The 20,483-nt window shown below is 36.8% G+C and carries 17 protein-coding genes and 1 riboswitch; all 17 genes read right to left on the reverse strand.

Going from position 1 to position 20,483, the window contains the following annotated elements:
• Nucleotides 1–271 precede the first annotated feature (271 nt).
• The gene (locus AC3ZVC_RS20205) at nt 272–481 is read right to left on the reverse strand and encodes a group II intron maturase-specific domain-containing protein (RefSeq protein WP_490068971.1); all 210 of its coding nucleotides are present in this window, start codon (nt 479–481) and stop codon (nt 272–274) included.
• Between the two features lie 1,039 nt (nt 482–1,520).
• Entirely contained in the window at nt 1,521–2,279 is a 759-nt protein-coding gene (locus tag AC3ZVC_RS20210; protein ID WP_490064967.1) for a fumarylacetoacetate hydrolase family protein, read from the reverse strand.
• Between the two features lie 149 nt (nt 2,280–2,428).
• On the reverse strand, nt 2,429–3,412 hold the full coding sequence (locus AC3ZVC_RS20215; RefSeq protein ID WP_490064968.1) for an alpha-ketoacid dehydrogenase subunit beta: 984 nt from the start codon (nt 3,410–3,412) through the stop codon (nt 2,429–2,431).
• A gap of 2 nt (nt 3,413–3,414) precedes the next feature.
• Nucleotides 3,415–4,497: a pyruvate dehydrogenase (acetyl-transferring) E1 component subunit alpha gene (gene pdhA / locus AC3ZVC_RS20220; RefSeq protein WP_490064969.1), complete on the reverse strand. Its 1,083-nt coding sequence runs from the start codon at nt 4,495–4,497 to the stop codon at nt 3,415–3,417.
• Nucleotides 4,498–4,523: 26 nt separating this feature from the next.
• Nucleotides 4,524–5,780: a dihydrolipoamide acetyltransferase family protein gene (locus tag AC3ZVC_RS20225; protein ID WP_490064970.1), complete on the reverse strand. Its 1,257-nt coding sequence runs from the start codon at nt 5,778–5,780 to the stop codon at nt 4,524–4,526.
• A gap of 127 nt (nt 5,781–5,907) precedes the next feature.
• Complete coding sequence (locus AC3ZVC_RS20230) at nt 5,908–6,840, reverse strand: LysR family transcriptional regulator (RefSeq protein ID WP_490064971.1); 933 nt, start codon at nt 6,838–6,840, stop codon at nt 5,908–5,910.
• Between the two features lie 162 nt (nt 6,841–7,002).
• Nucleotides 7,003–8,247, reverse strand: a complete 1,245-nt coding sequence (locus AC3ZVC_RS20235; RefSeq protein ID WP_490064972.1) for an MFS transporter — start codon at nt 8,245–8,247, stop codon at nt 7,003–7,005.
• A gap of 23 nt (nt 8,248–8,270) precedes the next feature.
• On the reverse strand, nt 8,271–9,611 hold the full coding sequence (locus AC3ZVC_RS20240; RefSeq protein WP_490064973.1) for a TRAP transporter large permease: 1,341 nt from the start codon (nt 9,609–9,611) through the stop codon (nt 8,271–8,273).
• On the reverse strand, nt 9,608–10,120 hold the full coding sequence (locus AC3ZVC_RS20245; protein ID WP_490064974.1) for a TRAP transporter small permease subunit: 513 nt from the start codon (nt 10,118–10,120) through the stop codon (nt 9,608–9,610). Before AC3ZVC_RS20245 ends, AC3ZVC_RS20240 begins: the two co-directional genes overlap by 4 nt.
• 74 nt (nt 10,121–10,194) lie before the next feature.
• Nucleotides 10,195–11,265 (reverse strand): TRAP transporter substrate-binding protein, encoded by a 1,071-nt coding sequence (locus tag AC3ZVC_RS20250; protein WP_490064975.1) that lies wholly within the window; start codon nt 11,263–11,265, stop codon nt 10,195–10,197.
• A gap of 29 nt (nt 11,266–11,294) precedes the next feature.
• The gene (locus tag AC3ZVC_RS20255) at nt 11,295–12,734 is read right to left on the reverse strand and encodes an MmgE/PrpD family protein (protein WP_490064976.1); all 1,440 of its coding nucleotides are present in this window, start codon (nt 12,732–12,734) and stop codon (nt 11,295–11,297) included.
• Nucleotides 12,735–12,744: 10 nt separating this feature from the next.
• On the reverse strand, nt 12,745–14,709 hold the full coding sequence (locus AC3ZVC_RS20260; protein ID WP_490064977.1) for an enoyl-CoA hydratase-related protein: 1,965 nt from the start codon (nt 14,707–14,709) through the stop codon (nt 12,745–12,747).
• Nucleotides 14,710–14,746: 37 nt separating this feature from the next.
• On the reverse strand, nt 14,747–15,700 hold the full coding sequence (locus AC3ZVC_RS20265; RefSeq protein ID WP_490064978.1) for a hydroxymethylglutaryl-CoA lyase: 954 nt from the start codon (nt 15,698–15,700) through the stop codon (nt 14,747–14,749).
• A gap of 22 nt (nt 15,701–15,722) precedes the next feature.
• Nucleotides 15,723–16,916 (reverse strand): CaiB/BaiF CoA transferase family protein, encoded by a 1,194-nt coding sequence (locus tag AC3ZVC_RS20270; protein ID WP_490064979.1) that lies wholly within the window; start codon nt 16,914–16,916, stop codon nt 15,723–15,725.
• A gap of 762 nt (nt 16,917–17,678) precedes the next feature.
• Entirely contained in the window at nt 17,679–18,209 is a 531-nt protein-coding gene (locus AC3ZVC_RS20275; protein ID WP_490064980.1) for a cell wall hydrolase, read from the reverse strand.
• A 202-nt stretch (nt 18,210–18,411) separates the two neighbouring features.
• Nucleotides 18,412–19,413 (reverse strand): adenosine deaminase, encoded by a 1,002-nt coding sequence (add, locus tag AC3ZVC_RS20280; protein WP_490064981.1) that lies wholly within the window; start codon nt 19,411–19,413, stop codon nt 18,412–18,414.
• 51 nt (nt 19,414–19,464) lie between these two features.
• Nucleotides 19,465–19,564, reverse strand: a riboswitch (purine riboswitch).
• A 214-nt stretch (nt 19,565–19,778) separates the two neighbouring features.
• Complete coding sequence (locus AC3ZVC_RS20285; protein ID WP_490064982.1) at nt 19,779–20,384, reverse strand: TetR/AcrR family transcriptional regulator; 606 nt, start codon at nt 20,382–20,384, stop codon at nt 19,779–19,781.
• Nucleotides 20,385–20,483: the final 99 nt, after the last annotated feature.

The following is a 20,483-nucleotide window of genomic DNA, read 5'->3' on the forward strand; positions in this document are numbered from 1 at the left end:
TTGACGCTAGCTAATCTTTCCCTCCTTTTTTTGTGACTGAGACGGTTATATGTACTATTTTAGCTAACAAATAAAGTAGGCGCATGAAAAATTACATGCGCCTCTCACAGATCCGAACGTGCAGGTCATCGCATACGGCTCCTCCATGATTATCCCCGTTGGGGATGCAGGTTCTTATAGATGTCTGTAAGAAAAATTAAATTCCTTTCTCGGAACCATTCGTTAGGCATTGCAGTGTGAAAAGGTTTAGTTAAAGAACTTCGCCAACTGGTCATCTTAGGCCTGAAGTTCTCCCTTCTATTTCTTCCTTCGCAATTCTTTGTGTAGTTTGGCCATTTTCCTCTAGCTTCTCAGCTGAATCTGTCTTAATCTTCTTTATCCATTGATCTAGATCTCTAAAAAGCCTTGCTGAACATCCAATACCAAAGTATCTTCCCCAGCCTCGAATAAGGCCATACCCAGTCTGATATCTCTCTTTTATATATCAATACTACCCGGGAGAAACAAATATTGCAGCAGAACTGTTAGACCAACGTAGAAATTGAGATTGATATATTTTTGTCTTATATAAGAAACACTTCTTTAACAAATTTAAGTTATAATAAATATGTCTTATGATTTTTCATTTAGCCGATCATTACTTAGTGGGAATCTTTTTTTGTCCCTTGAAAAATCATACTCTTTTTGAGAAGCATATACTTAATAGCTGTTATAAAATAATAATGTCGTTTAATAGATAATATAGTTGTTTGAGGAAAGTGATGGTATAAATGAAAAAATAATGACAGTAAATTAGTTTAAGGAGGAAAGTGGTGGATAAGTTATTACAAGAAATCATAAATTGGGTCAGAATGACTGAAGAGCAGATTGTTGTTTATCCGATTTGAATCCCATCCCTTTTAGCCTGTATATAGTCTTTTATCAGATCTTCTTTGGCCGATTCAATGAAGGGGTCAATGACCAGACACTCTTACTAGAGAGCTGCTAATATTATTCTAAATCTAGCAAAAATAAGTTCATTTCACTCTTTTCCAAGAAAATCCCGATTTAAAAACAAAAAATTTGAGCATCAAAAACTAATGCATCATTTTCTTGTTTGAGCTTGAAATCTTTTTAGCATTTTAAACTCCAGGTGCTGAAGCAATTGGCACAGCATTTTTATTTTTAGACAGTAGACATCTTCTCTAGTTCTTTAACCACCTCCATAACTTCTTCTATATTTTCTACTACTGGTAAAATAATTCCATTGACTTTCCCACTGAGTAAACTCAAATCATAGTTCAACATCTTAAGCTTAGGATGATTAATCCGTATAAAAAACTTTTCATTTTTGACAAAAATCTCTCAAAAGATTCTTGAATTATTTCGCGGGAGATGCTTTCGGTAAATAGCAGGGACATCTGCAATGTCCCACACTAAAGCATTCGCCCCTAAAGTTACCGATTGTAAAATCATACTTTTTTTTAGGACCAGGTACGATATGGTAAACACCATATTTCTCCTCCGTAGATAATGTCCCTTTATTCACCGCTAATGATTTGATTTTTAAGTGTACCAATCCCATCTATAGTAACCGAAACCTCATCACCGACCTTCATTGAATCGATTCCTGGGGGAGTTCCAGTGATAATCACATCACCAGGTAAAAGAGTCATAACTTGTGAAACATATTCCACTATATACGGTATATCGAAAATTAACTGACTGGTGTTTGACTTTTGTTTAATTTCTCCATTAACCTTCAATGTAATATCTAAAGAAGATGGGTCCAGCTCTTGAACAATTCCCGGGCCAATTGGACAGAAAGTGTCAAACGATTTTCCCCTGGTCCATTGTCCATCGTTAAATTGTAAATCTCTCGCAGTAATATCATTTGCACATGTATAGCCTAAAATATAGTCAGTTGCCTTACTCCGGTTTATTTTATATGCGCGCTTTTTGATAACGACTCCTAATTCACCTTCAAAATCAAGCCGTTCAGTTTGCTTCGGATAAATCACATTTTCCAGTGGTCCAATTACAGATGTAGAGGGTTTTAGGAAGATTAGTGGTTCTTCAGGTAAAGGTAAATTAACTTCCCTAGCATGATCTTTGTAATTTAAACCTATACAAACTACTTTTGACGGTACTACCGGGGACTTAAGAGTAATTTCATTAAGTTCAAATTCCTCCTCAGTGACTTCTAAAGAACCAAAGGGGTCACCTTTAAGAGGTTTAACGGTGCCATTTTCTAATAAGCCATAATTTAAACAGTCATTTTTTAAAAATCTAATAATCATTAAGTAATGTCTCCTTTCCAAGTTCTTATTTTGCAATAATCGTGCCAAATGAAAATCGAATGAGCTAAAGTGGATTTCAAATCTAAAAATAGATTTCTAGATGAGGGGCTGTTCAATTTACTTCTCTTAAAATATAGAACGGGAAAAAATTATACTCTATATTCCATCACGTTCCTAATTGCATCCAAAATTCTCGGAGCTGCAGGAAGCCAGTCGTCTTCAATTGAAGGTACAGGATATGGTGTATCATAACCTGTTACTCGCAATATGGGTGAAGCTAGCGAGAATAGGGCATGCTCACTAACAAGTGCAGCAATTTCACCTCCAACACCTCCCGTTTTGACCGCTTCATGAACGATGATTAATCTACTTGTTTTTTCGACTGAATCAACAATGGTATCAAGGTCAATCGGTTGAACGGTTCGAAGGTCGATGACTTCGATAGAAATGCCGCTTACATCCGCTTCTTCTGCTACTTTTTGAACCAAGGGTACTGTAGCTCCCCAAGTCACAATCGTAACATCTTCACCTTCTTTCAAAATATTGGCTTTTCCAATTGGTATTTCGTAAGCTTCTTCAGGAACTTCCATTCTAAAAGCCCGATAAAGTCTCATAGGTTCTAAGAATAGTACGGGGTTATTGTCTCGGATTGCTGAAATCAACAGACCTTTCGCGTCATATGGATTCGAGGGTAAGACAACTTTAAGACCTGGGGAATGAACAAATAATGCTTCTAAACTATCAGAGTGAAGTTCTGGTGTTCTCACCCCACCGCCATATGGACTCCGAACAACAATAGGCGCTGAGAATCTCCCTGCGGAACGAAAGCGTATTCTAGCAGCTTGTGCTGAAAGCTGATCCATCGTTTGGTAACTAAATCCGAGAAATTGAATCTCAGCTATGGGCAGTAGGCCGTTAACTGCTAGTCCGATTGAAGTTCCTATAATGGCGGATTCAGCTAAGGGTGTATCCATCACCCGTTCTTCACCAAATTTCATCTGCAAATTTTCAGTTGCACGAAAAACACCGCCGTTTCTGCCAACATCCTGCCCGAGGATGACAATTCGCTCATCTCTCTCCATCTCTTGTGTCAAAGCCTGATTTATAGCTTGTATCATTGTAAGTTCTGCCACTGTTATTGACCCTCCTTTTTCAAGAGATATTTCCGAACTTCAGTTTGCTGTTTAGAAAGGAGTTGGTGCGGTTGGTCATATACATAATTGAATGCTTCTTCTACTGTAGCAAGCTTAAATGCCTCAGCTTCTTTAATAGCATTATCAATTTCAATTTTGCTCTTATCAATTAGTTGGGCTTTTATTTCTTCGTTAATGAGGCCTCGATTTTCTAGAAAGACATGGAAACGATCTATGGGGTCATTCTTTGTTACCCAATCATTGACTTCTTTCTGATTTCTGTATTTTGTTGGATCATCTGCCGATGTATGCGGACCTTGACGGAAAGTAACAGCTTCAATTAATGTTGGACCCTCACCGTTTCTGGCACGGCTTAGTGCGTCTTTCATCACTTGATAAACGGCCAAAATGTCATTGCCATCCACTTGTATACCTTTCATACCATAGGCTAGAGCTTTTTGAGCAATCGTTTGGCTAGCTGTTTGTCTGTGTCGGGGGACGCTAATCGCCCATTGATTGTTTTGGCAGAAAAAAACAGCAGGCACTTTATACACTGAAGCAATATTAAGAGCTTCATGAAAATCCCCTTCAGAAGTTGCACCATCTCCAAAATAGGAAATGGATACATCACTTTCCCCCTTCAGTTTTGAAGCAAGCGCACATCCAGCCGCATGGAGTATTTGGGCAGCAATAATAATCTGTATAGGAAATATATTTAATCCCTCAGGTATTTGACTACCAAGCAAGTGTCCTTTGTAATAAAGGATGGCCTGTTTCATTGGAAGGCCATGAACCATTGATGCTGCAGTGTCACGGTAGCTTGAGAAGATCCAATCATTTTTTTCCATAGCATAGGCGCTGCCAATTTGTGCCGCTTCCTGTCCACTAAAGGGTGCGTATGTTCCGATTCTTCCTTGACGTTGCATTTTTAGCATTTTTTCATCAAATAGACGTGCTTTTACCATCCAATTATACATGTCAACAAACTGGCTATCACTAAGATGGATTCCGTATTTATTTTGGTAGCTTCCATCCTCACGAAGAAACTGAACTCTCTCGAAATCTAGATTCTTTTGGTCGTACATGATAATCCTCCTTATTTCGTTGCAACCTATTTGACATCTAGCAGCAGCATCTCGGGATGTTCAAGAAATCTCGTAACGGTTTTCATGAACCTTGCTGCCGGCTCCCCGTCAATGACTCTATGGTCAAACGTGATCGTAACCCCCATCATTTCACGAATGACGATCTCATCATCAATAACAACCGGACGTTTCTTAATAGCATGTGCGCCAAAAATGGCAACTTCAGGGTAATTGATGATTGGTGTGGCAAACCAGCCTCCCCCCATTCCTGTACTTGTGATCGTGAATGTTCCATCTTCAATGTCGGATAGCGCTAATCTTTGTTCATGGGATTTTTTGACTAGGTCTTCGATTTCAACCGCAATTTGAATTAGGGATTTTTTGTCGGTATGCTTGATGACTGGGACTACCAATCCTTGTTTTGTTGCAGTTGCAATTCCAATGTTGTAGTGTCTTTTTAGGAGAATTTCTTTCTTATCATCATCGTATGAGGAATTAAAGTAAGGATGTTCTTTTAATGCTTTTGTTACCGACTTAATAATGAATGGCAAATAGGTCAATTTTATTCTTGGATCAAAATGTTCTAAAAGCTGTTTTCTTAATTGAACGAGCTTTGATACGTCAATCTCATCCATACTGGATACATGGGGAGCAGTGTATGCAGATTGCACCATTTTCTCTGCAATCTTTTTACGTAAGCCCCTTACAGGGATGCGCTCCACTTTACTGCTAACAAACCCTGTGCTTGCCACTACACTGTCACTGTTTTTAAGTGGGGGTATTTCTGATTTCTTTGTCGCATCGGCAGTCTGATTATTTTTGAAGTTCACCAGGTCATCGATTGTAATACGTCCACCTTTTGCAGATCCGGTAACCTCAGAAAGGTCAATACCAAGATCACGTGCTCTTTTACGTACAACTGGTGCAGCAATAATCCGCTTAGTCAATGTTTTTTTCTCTTGGACCCTTTCCTTTTTTTCCTGAGTTTCTTCATATGTTTGCTTAACCGTGTATTCTCTAGTGTATAAGGCAGGCGTTTCTTCATTAGCCTGATTGAGTGTAATTAATGTTTCGCCAACCATTACTATAGTTCCAACCTCACCTGCTTTGGAACTTATTGTACCTCCAACTGGTGTAGTCATTTCGACCACAGCCTTATCTGTTTGTACCTCTGCAATCGTATCATCCGGCTTTACGGTGTCTCCGACATTAACAAACCATCGAACAATTTCGGCTTCGTTAAGACCTTCGCCTATATCAGGCAATTTGAATTCGTATGGCATATGTACCACCCTCCAATCTCTCAAGAATGCTATTGGCTATGAAGTTATTATTTATAGCTATTAACACTTGTAAAAGATTAATTAATAAATTCCTGTATCATGTTCATTATTCTTGTAATGAATCAGACTATTTCATTTCAGGTGGGCAAATAGCTTGCACATTCGAGGCTTGCTCCTCTAGTTCTCTAATAAATTTTTGTGCAGCCTTTGAAAAGTACCGATTTTTCGAATTCAACCATCCAATATTAGAGTATTTCGTGTTACAGCTAATGTCGAGTGGGATTAGTTCCCCATTTGATACATAAGGGTCATTTTTCAAGATGAGATCCGAAAAAAAACCAATGGCAACTCCTTCCATAATTACCTTTTTTAAAAGCTCAGTATTATCTGTTGTAAACAATATATTCAGATCCCCATAATCACTTAATAAGTCAATGGTGAATTGACGAATTATATAACTAGACTTTAACATGACAATTGGATATTTCACGATTTCTATTGGTGAAATACTTTTATTATTGGAAATCGGAAAGTTTTTCCCCACACATGCTTGAACTTTAGTTTCTAATAGTTCGTTAAATTGCAACCTGCTTTGGGTAACATATTCAAGGTTTGGAATCGAAACCACCCCTATTTCAGCGTTTCCGGCTCGAACATCGTTAATTACTTCCAAGGAACCTTCCTCGATAATTTCAACCTGAACCAAAGGATACTTTTTTGTATATATCGCTAATGTTTTAGGTAACAATGTTGAACATACGCTCGGCACGATTGCCAATCTTAAGTTGCCTGTAATCGATGACGAATGAATATTTACCTCCTCTTTTAATTCATCTAATTTTTCCAATACTTCCTGAGCTTTTCTGATAACAATTAATCCCTCGTCTGTAGGTTGTACCCCGTAACGGGTCCTATAAAATAATTTGATGCCTAGCTCTTCTTCTAGATTTGTTATTGCTTGGCTGATGCTAGGCTGTGAAATATGTAATTTTTCCGCCGCTAAGGAATAAGACCCGGCATTTACAATACCAATTAAATAATGCAGTTGTTCAATTCTCATGGAACACCTCCTTATCCTTCTATTAAGTAATTAAGAAATATGTTTTCTTGGTAATTAGTTCGTTCGATTAGATAAATTTACAATAATTCCTTCTTCAGCTTACAGATTAATATCGGCGATAATACTGAAGAAGGAATTTTCCTAGATGTTCAAACACCAGGTTTATATTTTTCCTTCTTTCATTCTATAGGTCCGCTTTTGTTTTGTGATAATAACAACAACCATAACTGCTGCTGCGAAACCCAGAATTAGTGCTAAATACCAAAATGTATAAAAATAACCCGCTTTTTCAATCATAAAGCCTGAGATAGGGACTCCAATGATTGTTCCTAAATTCCCTATTGCATAGCTTATACCTGAGGCAATGCCGGCATATTCCATTTCTACTTCCTCTACAACAATGGTTATCATCACACCATTCCAACCGGTTATATTCATACCAAAAAAAAATAGAGTTAAGATTATTACCCAATTCGGTATCATATAACCATAAATACTATACAAACCTAGAATAACAAAAGAAACAAAACCTATTAAAGAGTTTATAAAAATGACATATTCTCTTTTCCTTAGAAAATAAAAGTCACTTATCCAACCCCAAGAGAGTCGGCCGAATATTCCGCCTATTAGAAAAACAAATAATCCAGTTCCAGACCAGAAGAGTGAAAAAAGTAAAGTATCTTTTAAAAAAAGTAATAGATATGTGGTTAAAGAAAATTGACACCAAAGAAACAAAGCCATTATTAGGCATAAAAGCAAAAAGACTTTATTAGTTAATTGTACTAGGAGATTTCTCGAAAAAAAAGTACGATTAGGCAGGGTTTCTGCTTGTTGATCTGATGGGTCCCTGTACAAAAAAAAGATTATTAAATAAAAAAATAAAAAGACCCCACCTAATAAAAAAACTGTTATCTCCCAGCCTATTTTACTGCCAAAGTAGACAATGACAATGGAAGAAAAAGCCCCACCTCCTACCACCCCTGTTTGTTTGATACTCATTGCGAAACCTCTTTTATTGGGAACGAACCATTGAACAACGCTTTTAGTTGTAATGGGAGTCATTGCTCCATAGGATATCCCAATAAACAGCATTAGGATCAAGGTGCAAAGGTAGTTATTCAATAGCCCCAGCAGACTATACGATATGGCAAACAGTAAACCGAAAAACAACAATAAGTTTTTAATGCCTAATTTATCAACAAGCCACCCGCCCGGAATTGCAAAAAGACAAGCACCTGTGGAAAGTACAGATGTCAGGAAACCAATTTGAACATGAGTAATTCCGTAGGACTCTTGAAAAAAGGGTGCCAGCGGAGCTACACTTAAATTTCCAAAAGCAGCTATTAACTGTGAGGTAAACATCAAAGCTAACATAAACCATGGAGATAAATATAAAGTGTTCTTCATCCTAAATCACCATTATCCTGATCTTATTTTACTAAGACAAGTGTAAGCTGTGGGAATATCCAAACCAGGATAAGTACAAAAACCACCATTAGCAGGAGTGGGAGTACACTTTTAATAATGTATCCCATCGATTCATTTGGGACAAGGGATTTTAATGCGAACAAGTTCATACCTACTGGTGGAGTAATTACTGCCAATTCCATATTGATAATCATAATAATACCAAACCATATAGGGTCAAATCCGAGCGACATAGCTATTGGGAAAAAAATAGGAGTTGTAATTAGCAAAATGGAAACCACTTCTAAAAAGAAACCTAAAATTAACCAGATAATATTCATAAGAAGTAATATTACCCATGGTGCTACTGATAGATCATTAATAATATTAGCTAAATATTGAGGAAGTCCCAGTAATGTTAAAGCTGATCCGAATACTAGTGCACCAATAACGACTGTTAACAACATAGCAGTTGTTTTAACAGCATCTACCAGGACATTACCAAGTAGTTTAAAACTTAAACTGCGATAAATAATAAAAGAGACAATGAAAGCATAAATTACTCCGACTGCTGCAGCCTCAGTAGGCGTGTAGACACCTAAGTATATTCCCCCTAACACAATAACCGGCAGTAATAGATCTGGTAATGCTTTTAATGTAATACTTTTTCCTGTATACGTATTTGCTCCAGTTTCTAAAGTTGCTGACAGTTCCTGATTTTCAAGGAATAAATTCGAATTATTGGCAATCTTCGTTTCTTCAAGCTTAGGAGCTTTTATGAAAGCATAAATTGAAAGCATTATTGCCAACAAAACTCCTGGTATAATTCCAGCAATAAACAGCTTACCAGGTGAAGCCCCACTTAAAGATGCGTACAAAATCATTGGTATACTAGGCGGTATTAAAATACCCAGTGAACCTCCAACTGCTGACAAACCATAAGTAACTTTTTTAGAATAATTTTGTTTTAACATTTCGGGAATAGCAATTTTCCCAATGGTTAGAACCGATGTCATGCTGGATCCAACAATTGCAGCAAAGAACGTATAGGCAGAAACACCTGCGATACCTGTACCACCTTTTATTTTTCGCAGCCAATGGTTAACAACCATAAAAATTCTTTCTCCACTTTTTCCATGAAAAAGAATTTCTCCCATCAGAACATATAGGGGTATTGCAACGAATACAAATTCTGATAACGATTTAAATAAAGTAATAGGTACTTGAATCATAAACTGGCTACTAGCTGCGAATAATATGGTTACAACCCCAGATAATCCAAGTGAAAAACCGATCGGAACTCCTAAAAATAAACAAACGAACAGGACACCTAACAAAATAATAATTGCACTTGTGCTTATCAAATTCCTCCCTCCTTTTGTATCGTTTTTGAATCTTCATTTAATATTTTAAGTACTGAGCAAACACTTGCCAGTATAAGCAACACTCCTCCGATTGCAATGAAGGAATAAGGTATCCACAATGGAAATTCAAGCAGCGTCGGTGAGACAGATCCTAAATTTAAGGAATTACTGGTAAAGATAAACCCATAATAAACCAATACATAAGCATATGGAATTACTAAAAGGGTCCTTACAACCTTAAGTATTTTTTTTGCTAAGCCACTTATTTTCTCTTCAATAAAAGTTACTCTAATATGACCATCCTGAATTAACAAGTATCCCATTGAAAAGAAAACAATAAATTGCAGCATATAAGTGGATAATTCATTTGCCCATATAGTAGGGGAATCAAATACATATCTTGCTACTACTTCATAGAATACAAAAATAGAAAGCAATCCCATGAAAACAGCAGATATATATATAAATGCTTTTTCAAAAATTAAGATTCCCTTTATAACAGTTTTCACATTTTTTCACCCTTTCAATATTTTCTATAAAAGGGTGATGATGACACAAGGGTTTTGTGACATCATCACGAATATTATTTAGCCGGGTTTTGTTTGTTAGCCTCTTCAACAAACTTCATAAATTGCTTACCAATTTCCCCTGTTTTTTCTAAATATTCATTATAACGACTTGATGCTGCTTCTACCCACTGCTCATACTCTTCAGGTGTTGGTTTATACTGCTCTACACCGGATTCAGTTAATTTGTCTTTGTACTCTTTATCCCCTTTTTTTGCAGCCTGTCTTGATTGTTCTTGAGCAATTTTTGAAGCTTCTTGCACAGCAGTCTGCACATCCTCAGGCAACGAATTCCACCAAGTCATATTAGCAGCTGATTGGAAGGAAATATACATCATTGTCATATCTGTGCCATATTTTGTAACTTCAAAAAGACTGCGGTCAATTACCGATGAAGGACCTGTAGTATAGCCATCAATTGCACCGTGCTCCATTGCTTGATAAATTTCTTGTGAACTCATACTTAAAGGGGACGCCCCAAGTTCTTCTAACATTAATGAAGCTCCCTGGCCAAAACCTCTCATTTTTTTGCCATTTACATCTTTAGGAATTTTTATTGGTTCATTGCCATATAATTCGATTGTCCCGTACATAGGCCAACCAAGTAACTTCATTCCCATTTTCTCCAATTGTTGTCCAAAAAGTTTACCATATTCCCCGTCTTCAGCAGCCCATTCCGCTTCCCAGGTGTTAAAAAGGAATGGTAAATCGACAATCCGAAGTGCTTCAGCTGCACCACCTGCCAAAAATCCTGAATTTAACTGGCCGATTTCTACGCCACCTGTTGTTAGCGCATCTGGTAATTGAGAATCATTATAAAGCTGACCATTTGGAAAGGTTTGCGGTTTTAAGTGTATGGAGGTATCCTTGGTGAGTTTATCTATTTCATCTGCTAAAGTTTCAAAGTAAATTCCTGTTGCATGCTCAGCAGGCAAATTGTATGCAATTCTAATTTCTTTTTCCTCTTGCGGGTTTGAACTTGAACTTTCATTTGAGGTAGTTGGTGTGTTGCTCTTAGAACAACCGACTATTAGCATTAAACTAAATATAATGACAAGCGAGGAGAATAAACTTTTTTTCAATTTCATTTTACGTCCCCCTATTTTTAGAAATTGTCTTACATCCTTTCAGAATATCTGATATTAAACAGGTCATTTATGTCATATATCCAGTCTTTAATTTGAATGTAATCTTCCATACTTACTGCTTGTTGGAATAAGTTTATTATTTTTTCTTTTGCTAAAATGTCTGGATTGTTTAAGAAGCTAAAAGAGTATTGTAAACAATCCAACCACTTAGATTGATACTCTTCTAGACTTAATGGTTGGCTTTTTGACCCTGGAGCATGAAAAATTAATTTTTCAAATTTTTCGCCATTCCTCATATTAATTATTATTTGAACTGGTTTTTCGTCCATCACCTGGCCCTCTGTTGCATCACCTTCATTTTCTTTAGGTTTTACTGTTGATAATAATCTTTGAATTTTTTTCCGTTGAACATTTGAATCTGAAAATGTTTGTAAATTAATTTTTCCGTCTTCTAAAGCAGCTAGACATGTATACTCAGCGCTAAATTTCCCCTGTAACCCTGTGGTAGGTCTTTTATGAATGAGCGGCATTAATCCTCCAGGAGGAACTAAAACATGAATGTCTTGAATTTCATCCAATGTTAATTGAAATTCTTCTCTCATACCTAAGACACCTTGAATAAAGCGATGGGTTGCATAACAACATGGGAATTTTTTAACTGATAAACCACTGACCTGATAATCGTAGGGGTTTCCAAATCTGATTTCCTCTGATTTCTTTTGAAATACTTCCCAATCCTTATTTCCGGCAAAAACATTGAAAAACCCTCTTGTACCAAAAACTTCTTTATTACCAGCAAATCCGTTCTTTGCAATCCAAGTTGCCTGAATAGCGTGTTGGGCTGCCAATCCAACATGTAAGGGTTTTACCATAGTACCAAAATTTTTCTGTAGACCTCCTGCCATTGAACAGGCAATTGCAATCGCATTAGACAGCTTTTCTTCTGTAAGCTGCAAAAGATATCCGCATGCGCTTGCAGCTCCAACTGTACCCAATGTACTGGTGGCATGCCAACCAAGGTCATAATGTCTTACTCCCATAACTTGACCAACTCTGATCATTACTTCAACACCGATTGAATATGCGGTAATTAATTCTTTTCCAGACTTTCCTAAGTACTCTGTTAAGGGAATAATAGCTGCTACTATAGGAGCACTTGGATGTGCTAAAGCAGTAGGGGTTACGTCATCAAAATCTAGGGCATGGGTGGCTGTTCCATTAATAAGAGCGGCATATTCTAATGGAACTCTTTGAGGTCCTCCCCATAACGATGCATTCTCATCTTCTGTTGTCCTGGTTGTATAAATATCCCTTAATGTCTGAACGCAAGGTTCATTCCATCCGGCTAAAGCAACGCCAACAGTATCGATAATGGCTAATTTCGAAATTTTCTTCATATCTTCAGGAAGATTTTCATAGTTGGCCGAACCTACAAAACTAGTAATTTTATTTAGTAAACTAGTCGTCATCTTAAACCCCCTATCGGTTTTTCCATTGTGGTTTTCTTTTTTCATTAAATGCTTTTATACCCTCTAAACGATCCTCTGTTGGAACTAAAACATTATAAGCTGCAATATCTAATACATAACCTGTGTGGAAATCAACTTCTGTTCCCCTGCTCATGGAGGTTTTTGACATTTTAATAGCAATTGGTGCACTATTTACAATTTGCTTTGCAACGGTAATCGTTTCTTCAAGTGCCTTTCCTTTTGCAGTGATAGTGTTAATAAGTCCCCATTCATATGCCAATTTTGAGTCGATTGATCGACCGGTAAAAATGAGTTCCTTTGCTCTGCGAACACCAATCGCTCTTGGCAAATTTTGCAGACCGCCTCCACCAGGCATAATTCCCCTTGTTACCTCAGTTAGAGCAAATTTTGCAGTTTCCGATGCTATAATAAAATCTGCAACTAATGCCAATTCACAACCTCCAGCAAATGCGTATCCTTCCACTGCAGCAATGACTGGCACAGGGAAATCTTTTACTGCTAGAAATAAATCCTCTGCTAAATGATGTTGATGACGCCATTGTTCATTGGTCATACCATTTCTTTCTTTTAAGTCTCCACCTGCGGAAAAGGCTTTGTCACCAGCCCCAGTAATAACTACACAACGCAAGTTATCATTATAGGCATTTTCTCTAAATGTATTTAGTAATTCTGTTATTAATTGTGTATTCATAGCATTCATTACTTCTGGGCGATTAAGTGTGATAATTAAAATTTCATCATTCTCACCAGAAAAATTCAAATTAAGAGTTTGAACCAAAAGTACCACCTCATTTTTAATAGGATCTGGTAATCCAAGCACATGTTCCGCCACATAACTCATAACTAGATTATTAGAAATTGGAGCTGTTCTGAATAGCCTGGTTTCTTTCCATTTCCTTTCAATGTGATATTCCTTTGCTACACCATAGCCTCCAAAAGTAGTCATAGCTACATCTGCCGCTTCCCAAGCGGCCTCAGAAGCCAAATATTTAGCGATATTTGCTTCAGGCCCACAAGGTAAGCCCTGATCAAACTTAGTAGCAGCTCTTAAAACCATCGTATCAGCAGCCTGTACAGACATATGTGCTTTAGCAATTGGGAACTGCACACCTTGATTTTTACCAATTGGCCGATTAAAAACTACTCGTTCATTTGCATATTTTACTGACTGGTCTACGAACCACTTTCCATCCCCGATACATTCACTCGCGACTAGTATTCTTTCTGCATTTAGCCCGCTTAATAAATAATAAAATCCTTTGCCTTCTTCTCCTATTAAAGCATCATTAGAAACTTCCAAATCGTTTATAAATAAAACGTTTGTTTCGTGATTTATCATTGTATCAATTATCTTTGCTTCAATGGCGTTCCCTACTTCTCTTGTATCGATTAAGAATAAACTCATTCCATCTGTTTTTTTGCTAACTTGTTCGATCGGTGTAGTTCGAGTTATTAAGAGGATCATATCGGAGTGTTGATACCTTGATGTCCAAATTTTCTGACCATTTATGACATAACCATTTTGGGTCTTTTTAGCAAATGTTTTGATTTTAGTGGTATCTGACCCCGCATCAGGTTCTGTTACCCCGAACGCCTGTAATCTTAAAGTTCCCTCAGCTATTTTAGGGAGATATTTTCTTTTCTGCTCCTCACTTCCATGACGAAGAACGGAACCCATTGTATACATTTGGGCATGGCAAGCGGCACCTGCCCCACCAGATCGATTTATTTCTTGTAATATTAATGCTCCTTCTGTAATTCCTAAACCAGATCCTCCGTATTCTTCTGGAATTAAAGCACCCAACCAACCAGCCTCACTCATAGCTAACACAAATTCTTCAGGATATTTTACTTCTTCGTCGCATTTACTCCAGTAATCAAGTCCAAATCTTGAGCAAAGTTCACGGACTGCTAAAATGATGTCTTCTTGTAATCTATTTAACTCAAAATCCAATTCAAAATCCTCCTTAATTAGTATTCATTTCAGTAAATTAATTGATTAACTTTGCGCCTTTCTTATTTAAAATCCCTCCACTAATGAGATGAGACGGAAGTTTGTGACCTACAATTTGTTCGGCAAGATCAGTACAATATAACAGTGTCTCCAGATCTAAACCAGTATCGATGCCCATTTCTTCGCACATAAAAGCCATATCTTCTGTAGAAATATTCCCTGCAGCTCCTTTGACTGCTGCAAATGGGCATCCTCCTAATCCGCCTACAGCAGTTTCAAAATTTCTCACTCCCTCTTGAAGAGCAGCATATGCATTCGCTAATCCTAATCCTCGTGTATCATGTAAATGTAATAAAATCTCAGTCTCTGGCCACTTATTCTTAATTGCAAAAATGGTTTGTTTTATTTGCTCCGGGTTAGCCCAGCCCATTGTGTCTGCCAACTTAATTTTTGTGATTTCTTGCCCGTTTTCTTCTGAAATAATCTTTGCCTTTCTTAGGATATTCATAACTTGACTTAGTTGAATATTGCCTTCATAATTACACCCAAAGGTTGCCATTAAGGCTAATTGGTTGACGGGTATGCCAGCATCTTGATACACCTTTATCCAACTTGGAATATTTTTTAGGGTTTCTTCGATGTCTTTGTTGGTATTTTTTTTAGAAAATGTGTTACTGGCCGTTAATAAAAGAACTCCATCAATTGTTACATTATTTTGTAAAGCTCTTTGAAGACCTTTGATATTCAAATACACTGATCGATAAGATACATGTTCTCTTCTTTGGATTTTAGCAAGTAAAACTTCGGCATCAGCCATTTTAGGTACCCATTTTGGGCTTACAAAAGAAGTAACCTCAATACTGCAAATACCAGTATGATTTAATTCATTAACAAAGCGGACCTTTTGTTCCGTGGAGATTGGTCCATCTTCAATTTGAAAGCCTTCTCGTGGCCCAACCTCATGAAGAATAACGCTTTTTGGTAATCCCATAATCCTTCCTCCTTTACTCAAATTACTCAATTATTTTATTGCTTCTTAATTCGTGAATATCTTCCTCAGAAAAACTAAGCGTTTTCATAATTTGGTCTGTATGTTCACCTAGTATTGGAGGATTTAGCCTAAATTCGCCTCTTTTTTCATCAATTTTAAATGGAAGATCAATAATTTGATAATCTCTTACTCTAAAGTTATCAATTTCTTTTATAAGTCCTAATGCTCTTATTTGATCGTCTGAATATACTTTATCTAATGTATTTAAAGAACTGCATGGTACTTTGTATTCGCGGAGCAAATGAAGAAGTTCATCATTATCAAAATTCTTCGTATGTTTCTCAATTTTCTCATGCAATTCGTTTCGATTTTTTATTCTGTTTGAATTTGATATAAATCTTGAATCCTTCAAAATATCTTCGGAAATATTTAATGCTTCACATAAATTCTTAAACAAACGATTATTACCAGCTGCAATAATCACCCAACTGTCTCTCGTTCTAAATGCTTCATATGGAGCTATCATCGGAGCTGCAGTTCCAATCTTTTGAGGTATTTTCCCAGTAGCCATATAATTAGTAAGCTGTAAACTAACCCACGCTACTCCGGTTTCTAATAAGCTATTGGTTACTTTACTGCCTTTACCTGTTTTATTCCTTTTAATAATGGCTGATTGAATTCCAATAAGCGCCCACATTCCTGATGCCATGTCTATAATTGATACACCAACTCTTACAGGATCATCACCTGGATTTCCTGTGACGCTCATTAGACCAGAATACGCTTGAATTAAAGGATCATAGCCCGGTTCATTTTTAAGAGGACCTTCGTCGCCAAAAGCGCTAATTGCAGCATATATAAGACGGTAATTTTCCTTTGAGAGATCTTCATAACTTAATCCTCGGGACTCTAGACTGCCAGGTTTCATACTATGAATAAAAACATCGGCATCCTTAGCCAGTTTTCTGACAATTTCCTGACCCTTTACACTATTTAAGTCAATACATAGACTTTTTTTATTTCGATTAAGCCCAAGAAATGTTGCAGGTTCATTATCCCAAGAAGGTGGATCCCAAAGCCTAGTATCATCGCCAGTTCCAGGTCTTTCTATTTTAATTACTTCTGCACCTAAATCACCTAAAATCTGTGTACAATAAGGCCCAGCCACATTTTGTGTTAAATCAATAACCTTTATTCCACTAAGTATATTTGTCAAATAGGACATCCCCCTTAGGAAAAATATTTTTAAAAATTTATTTTTTTAGTAATAGAAGGTTAATAGCTACTTATGATCCGTAATAGGACAAAACTAATAGTTATGAGCTATATAAACATTCCACATTTCTTTATTAGCGAAAGCGCTTTCTAAACTAATAATAAAAGAGCTAACAAGTGGAATCAACAATATTCTGAATATTCATATATATCGGTTTTTTATTAGTAATATAGGCATTGCCTATATTACTAATGAGAATGTTCCTTGTATAACAATGATAATGGTTATATAAGGAACAAAACTAAATTTTTTGTATAAGCACAGCAACTCATAGCATGCAAAAACGCATGCGGGACCTGGAGAAGGGGAACGCCATTTAAAAAAGGCTATGCACTTCTTCGCGAAAGACCATCGGTAATCTACTCCTTAATCTTTAAGAATCGCTTCAATTACCGTGTGGAGAAGATGTGCAAAGTTTTGAAAGTGTCAAGAAGTGGCTATCACAAGATGGCCGTCCGTTTTTCGATATTTTCTGCTAAAGGTAAAAAAAAATTTAAGAGTGCGAATAATACCCTTTGGCTGAATAGATCCTTTTGTATTGAAAAATATACCTCTCTCCTTATTCACAAATGTATTAGCAGCCGAGAAAAGACAATTTGTTCTTGTTCTCCTCTCTCCATTTATTCCATTTTAGATTTGAGACGGCTATATCTTATTTTCTTTCTAACAAAAAAGCGCGCAGCTTTTATGCTGTACGCGCTTTTAAATCGCAAATGCGTGATTACCGATTTTTTTCACAACTTCACGGGAAAAGATCCACTGACTTGTAGCCGTTTCAGGGTTATAAAAGTAAAGAAGCTCTTCGTTTTTCTCCTTTTCAACAAGAGCTGTCTCAACGGCCTGAACTGCTTCATTACTTGCAGGTTCATTTATGGAGCCATTTTGAACAGGTTCAAAGGCATTTCTTTGGTAAATAACATCCTTAACTGTATCTGGAAATTGTTCATGCTCGACACGATTCAATACAACATCAGCTACGGCAACCTTCCCTTCGAACGGTTCACCTTCTGCTTCAGCCTGTACAAGGCGAGCAAGCAGCTTTTTCTCTTCAGGTTTAATAAAACGATGATCCGTTGATGTAGCCTCTTTCGTGTTGACCTCAACTTTTTTATATGTCAAAGTTTCTGCAGCCTTTTGATCGACTGACTCAGCATCAAAATGATCAGCAGGAAATAGATTATATGAACCCATTATGAGTGAAATTGCAACAACAAATGTAAATACATTTTTCATTTGTAAACCTCCTGTTTGTCTTTTTTAGGATAAAAACAGGCCATTTATAAGGCTAACAGGTTTACAAGGGGATCTCATTAGTGAATAGGTGGGAGAATTACCAATCATGAAAAGGGTATTCCAAATGCTGTATAATAACCTAAGTTATACTATTTTTTTCAAGCACCTTTCCTCAACTTCGATTTCCTGTTATTAGACTATTTTAAATATCTTGCAGATACTTCTTTAGTTCTTCCTTTGTCTTCTCATCTGCAAAAGCTGCTTCCACACTATTCATGTAAATTTGTTTATAATCCTCAACACTCATAGCAAATACATTACTGACTAGATCACATTCCTTCGCCATGGATGTATCTGATACCGTTCTGTTGTCCGTATTAACGGTTACTTTTATTCCATCCCTATGGAAATCGTAGATTGGATGCTCACTAAATTGGTTTACTGCTTTGGTTTGGACATTACTTGTTGGGCACATCTCAAGAACTATTTGTTTACCCTTTACAATGTTATATGCTTCAACACAGTCTTTAATAAATACACCGTGTCCAATTCTTTCAGCCCCTAAACACTCCACAGCTTCAAGCACATTTTTTCCGATTCCCGTCTCACCGGCGTGGATCGTGACTTTGTAGCCAAATTCTCTAGCCAATGCGATCGGTTCAATGAATTCTCCGCAAAATCCTTCCTCTTCGGAAGCACACAAATCGATTGCGACAACCCCTTTTCCAAGGAATATCTTACCCTTTTCGACGACCTCAAAAGCACTTTCAACCGACATCGTCCTCATACAGGACAAAATGATATTTCCTTTAATTTCAAATTGTTCTTCGGCCACTTTCATTCCCTCGATCACACTTTGAATGACTTCTTCTACAGATAACCCCATTTGCGTATGAAGTAATGGAGCAAAACGAACCTCCACATATTTCACATTTTCCTTTGCTGCATCTTCAAAAAGCTCAAAGGTAATTCTTTTTAAATTTTCCTTTGACTGCATCACTAAATTAGGGATGGAGAACCTTTTTAAATATTCATCTAGCGATTCGCAATCCAATGGGGCAATTAGTTCTTCTTTCATCTCATCTTTATCAAAGGAAGGCAGACTGATGCCTTCTCTCTTCGCGATATTAATGATCGTCTCAGGTCTAACACTCCCATCCAAATGGCAGTGAAGTTCAATCTTTGGCAAGCTGAAAAAATTCATGTTGGACCTCCTCAATTTTTCAAAAAAAAATTCCCGATTACGAAGAAAATACATAGATTGTATCTTCTTCGTAATCAGGAATTTTTGGCTCCTGGTAGAAACCTCCAAACCATATTATTGGAGTTATACGAATTTGAGTCGTTCATTTGGTTTTTTAAAAGGATAAATAAATTATTCATTATTGTCAAGGAGTTGAATGGATCTTTCACAGGTAACTTTGTTTTTCTCACTATACCAATCCCGCTTTTCAAGCGAAATTACCTTCTATTAATAAAAATAAAATGAAAAAGGTGCCTGCCCCTCATTTACTAACGTATTAACGCAGCGGAGCACCCTTCTTGGGGACAGGCACCCCTCTTTCTTCCTCATTCTTTGTTCTTTTTAATATTTATTTTTGGGGTATAAAATGTCAATATATGAATGAGCTGATCTCCCATGTAGGTAGGGGAGTGTGCAAAATCATTTTCAATCCATTCAAGAATCAATCCGATAATACCATGTATACGATAGGTGCTAAAAAGTTCGATATCAATATCAGGGTCTATTTCAGTGGTCAAAAATTCGAATTCTTCTCTGAATAACTTGTCCAATCTTCTTGTCATTTTCTCATGAAAACTATAGTTTGTTGTTGGACGGAACATTAGCTGATAGAACTTTTTGTTCTCTAAAAAATGTTCGAATAAGATAATCGAATTTGACGGTATCTCATTGAAATCTATGACTGATAAATGAAGATATGGTTTCCGAAAAGCTTCAGTCATTTTATCAAACATATCTTCAATGATCTCATCCAGTAAATCTTCCTTTTTTTCATAATGTGCATAAAAGGTACCGCGATTGAAATCCGCACCCTTTACAATCTCTGTTATCGTAATATCACGTAAGCTTTTCTCCTCCATTAATGATAGTAAAATTTCTCTAAACTTCTCTTTTGTTCTTTTTACACGTCTGTCGGGGTGCTGAATGGACATTTTAAAGCTCCTTCTTACACTTTTAACGTACAAAATGGATACATATGTTGATTATCATACATTTTTATTATTATTGCATATTGAAGTCCTTTCACACAT

Source organism: Cytobacillus sp. C11.1, assembly GCF_058145115.1.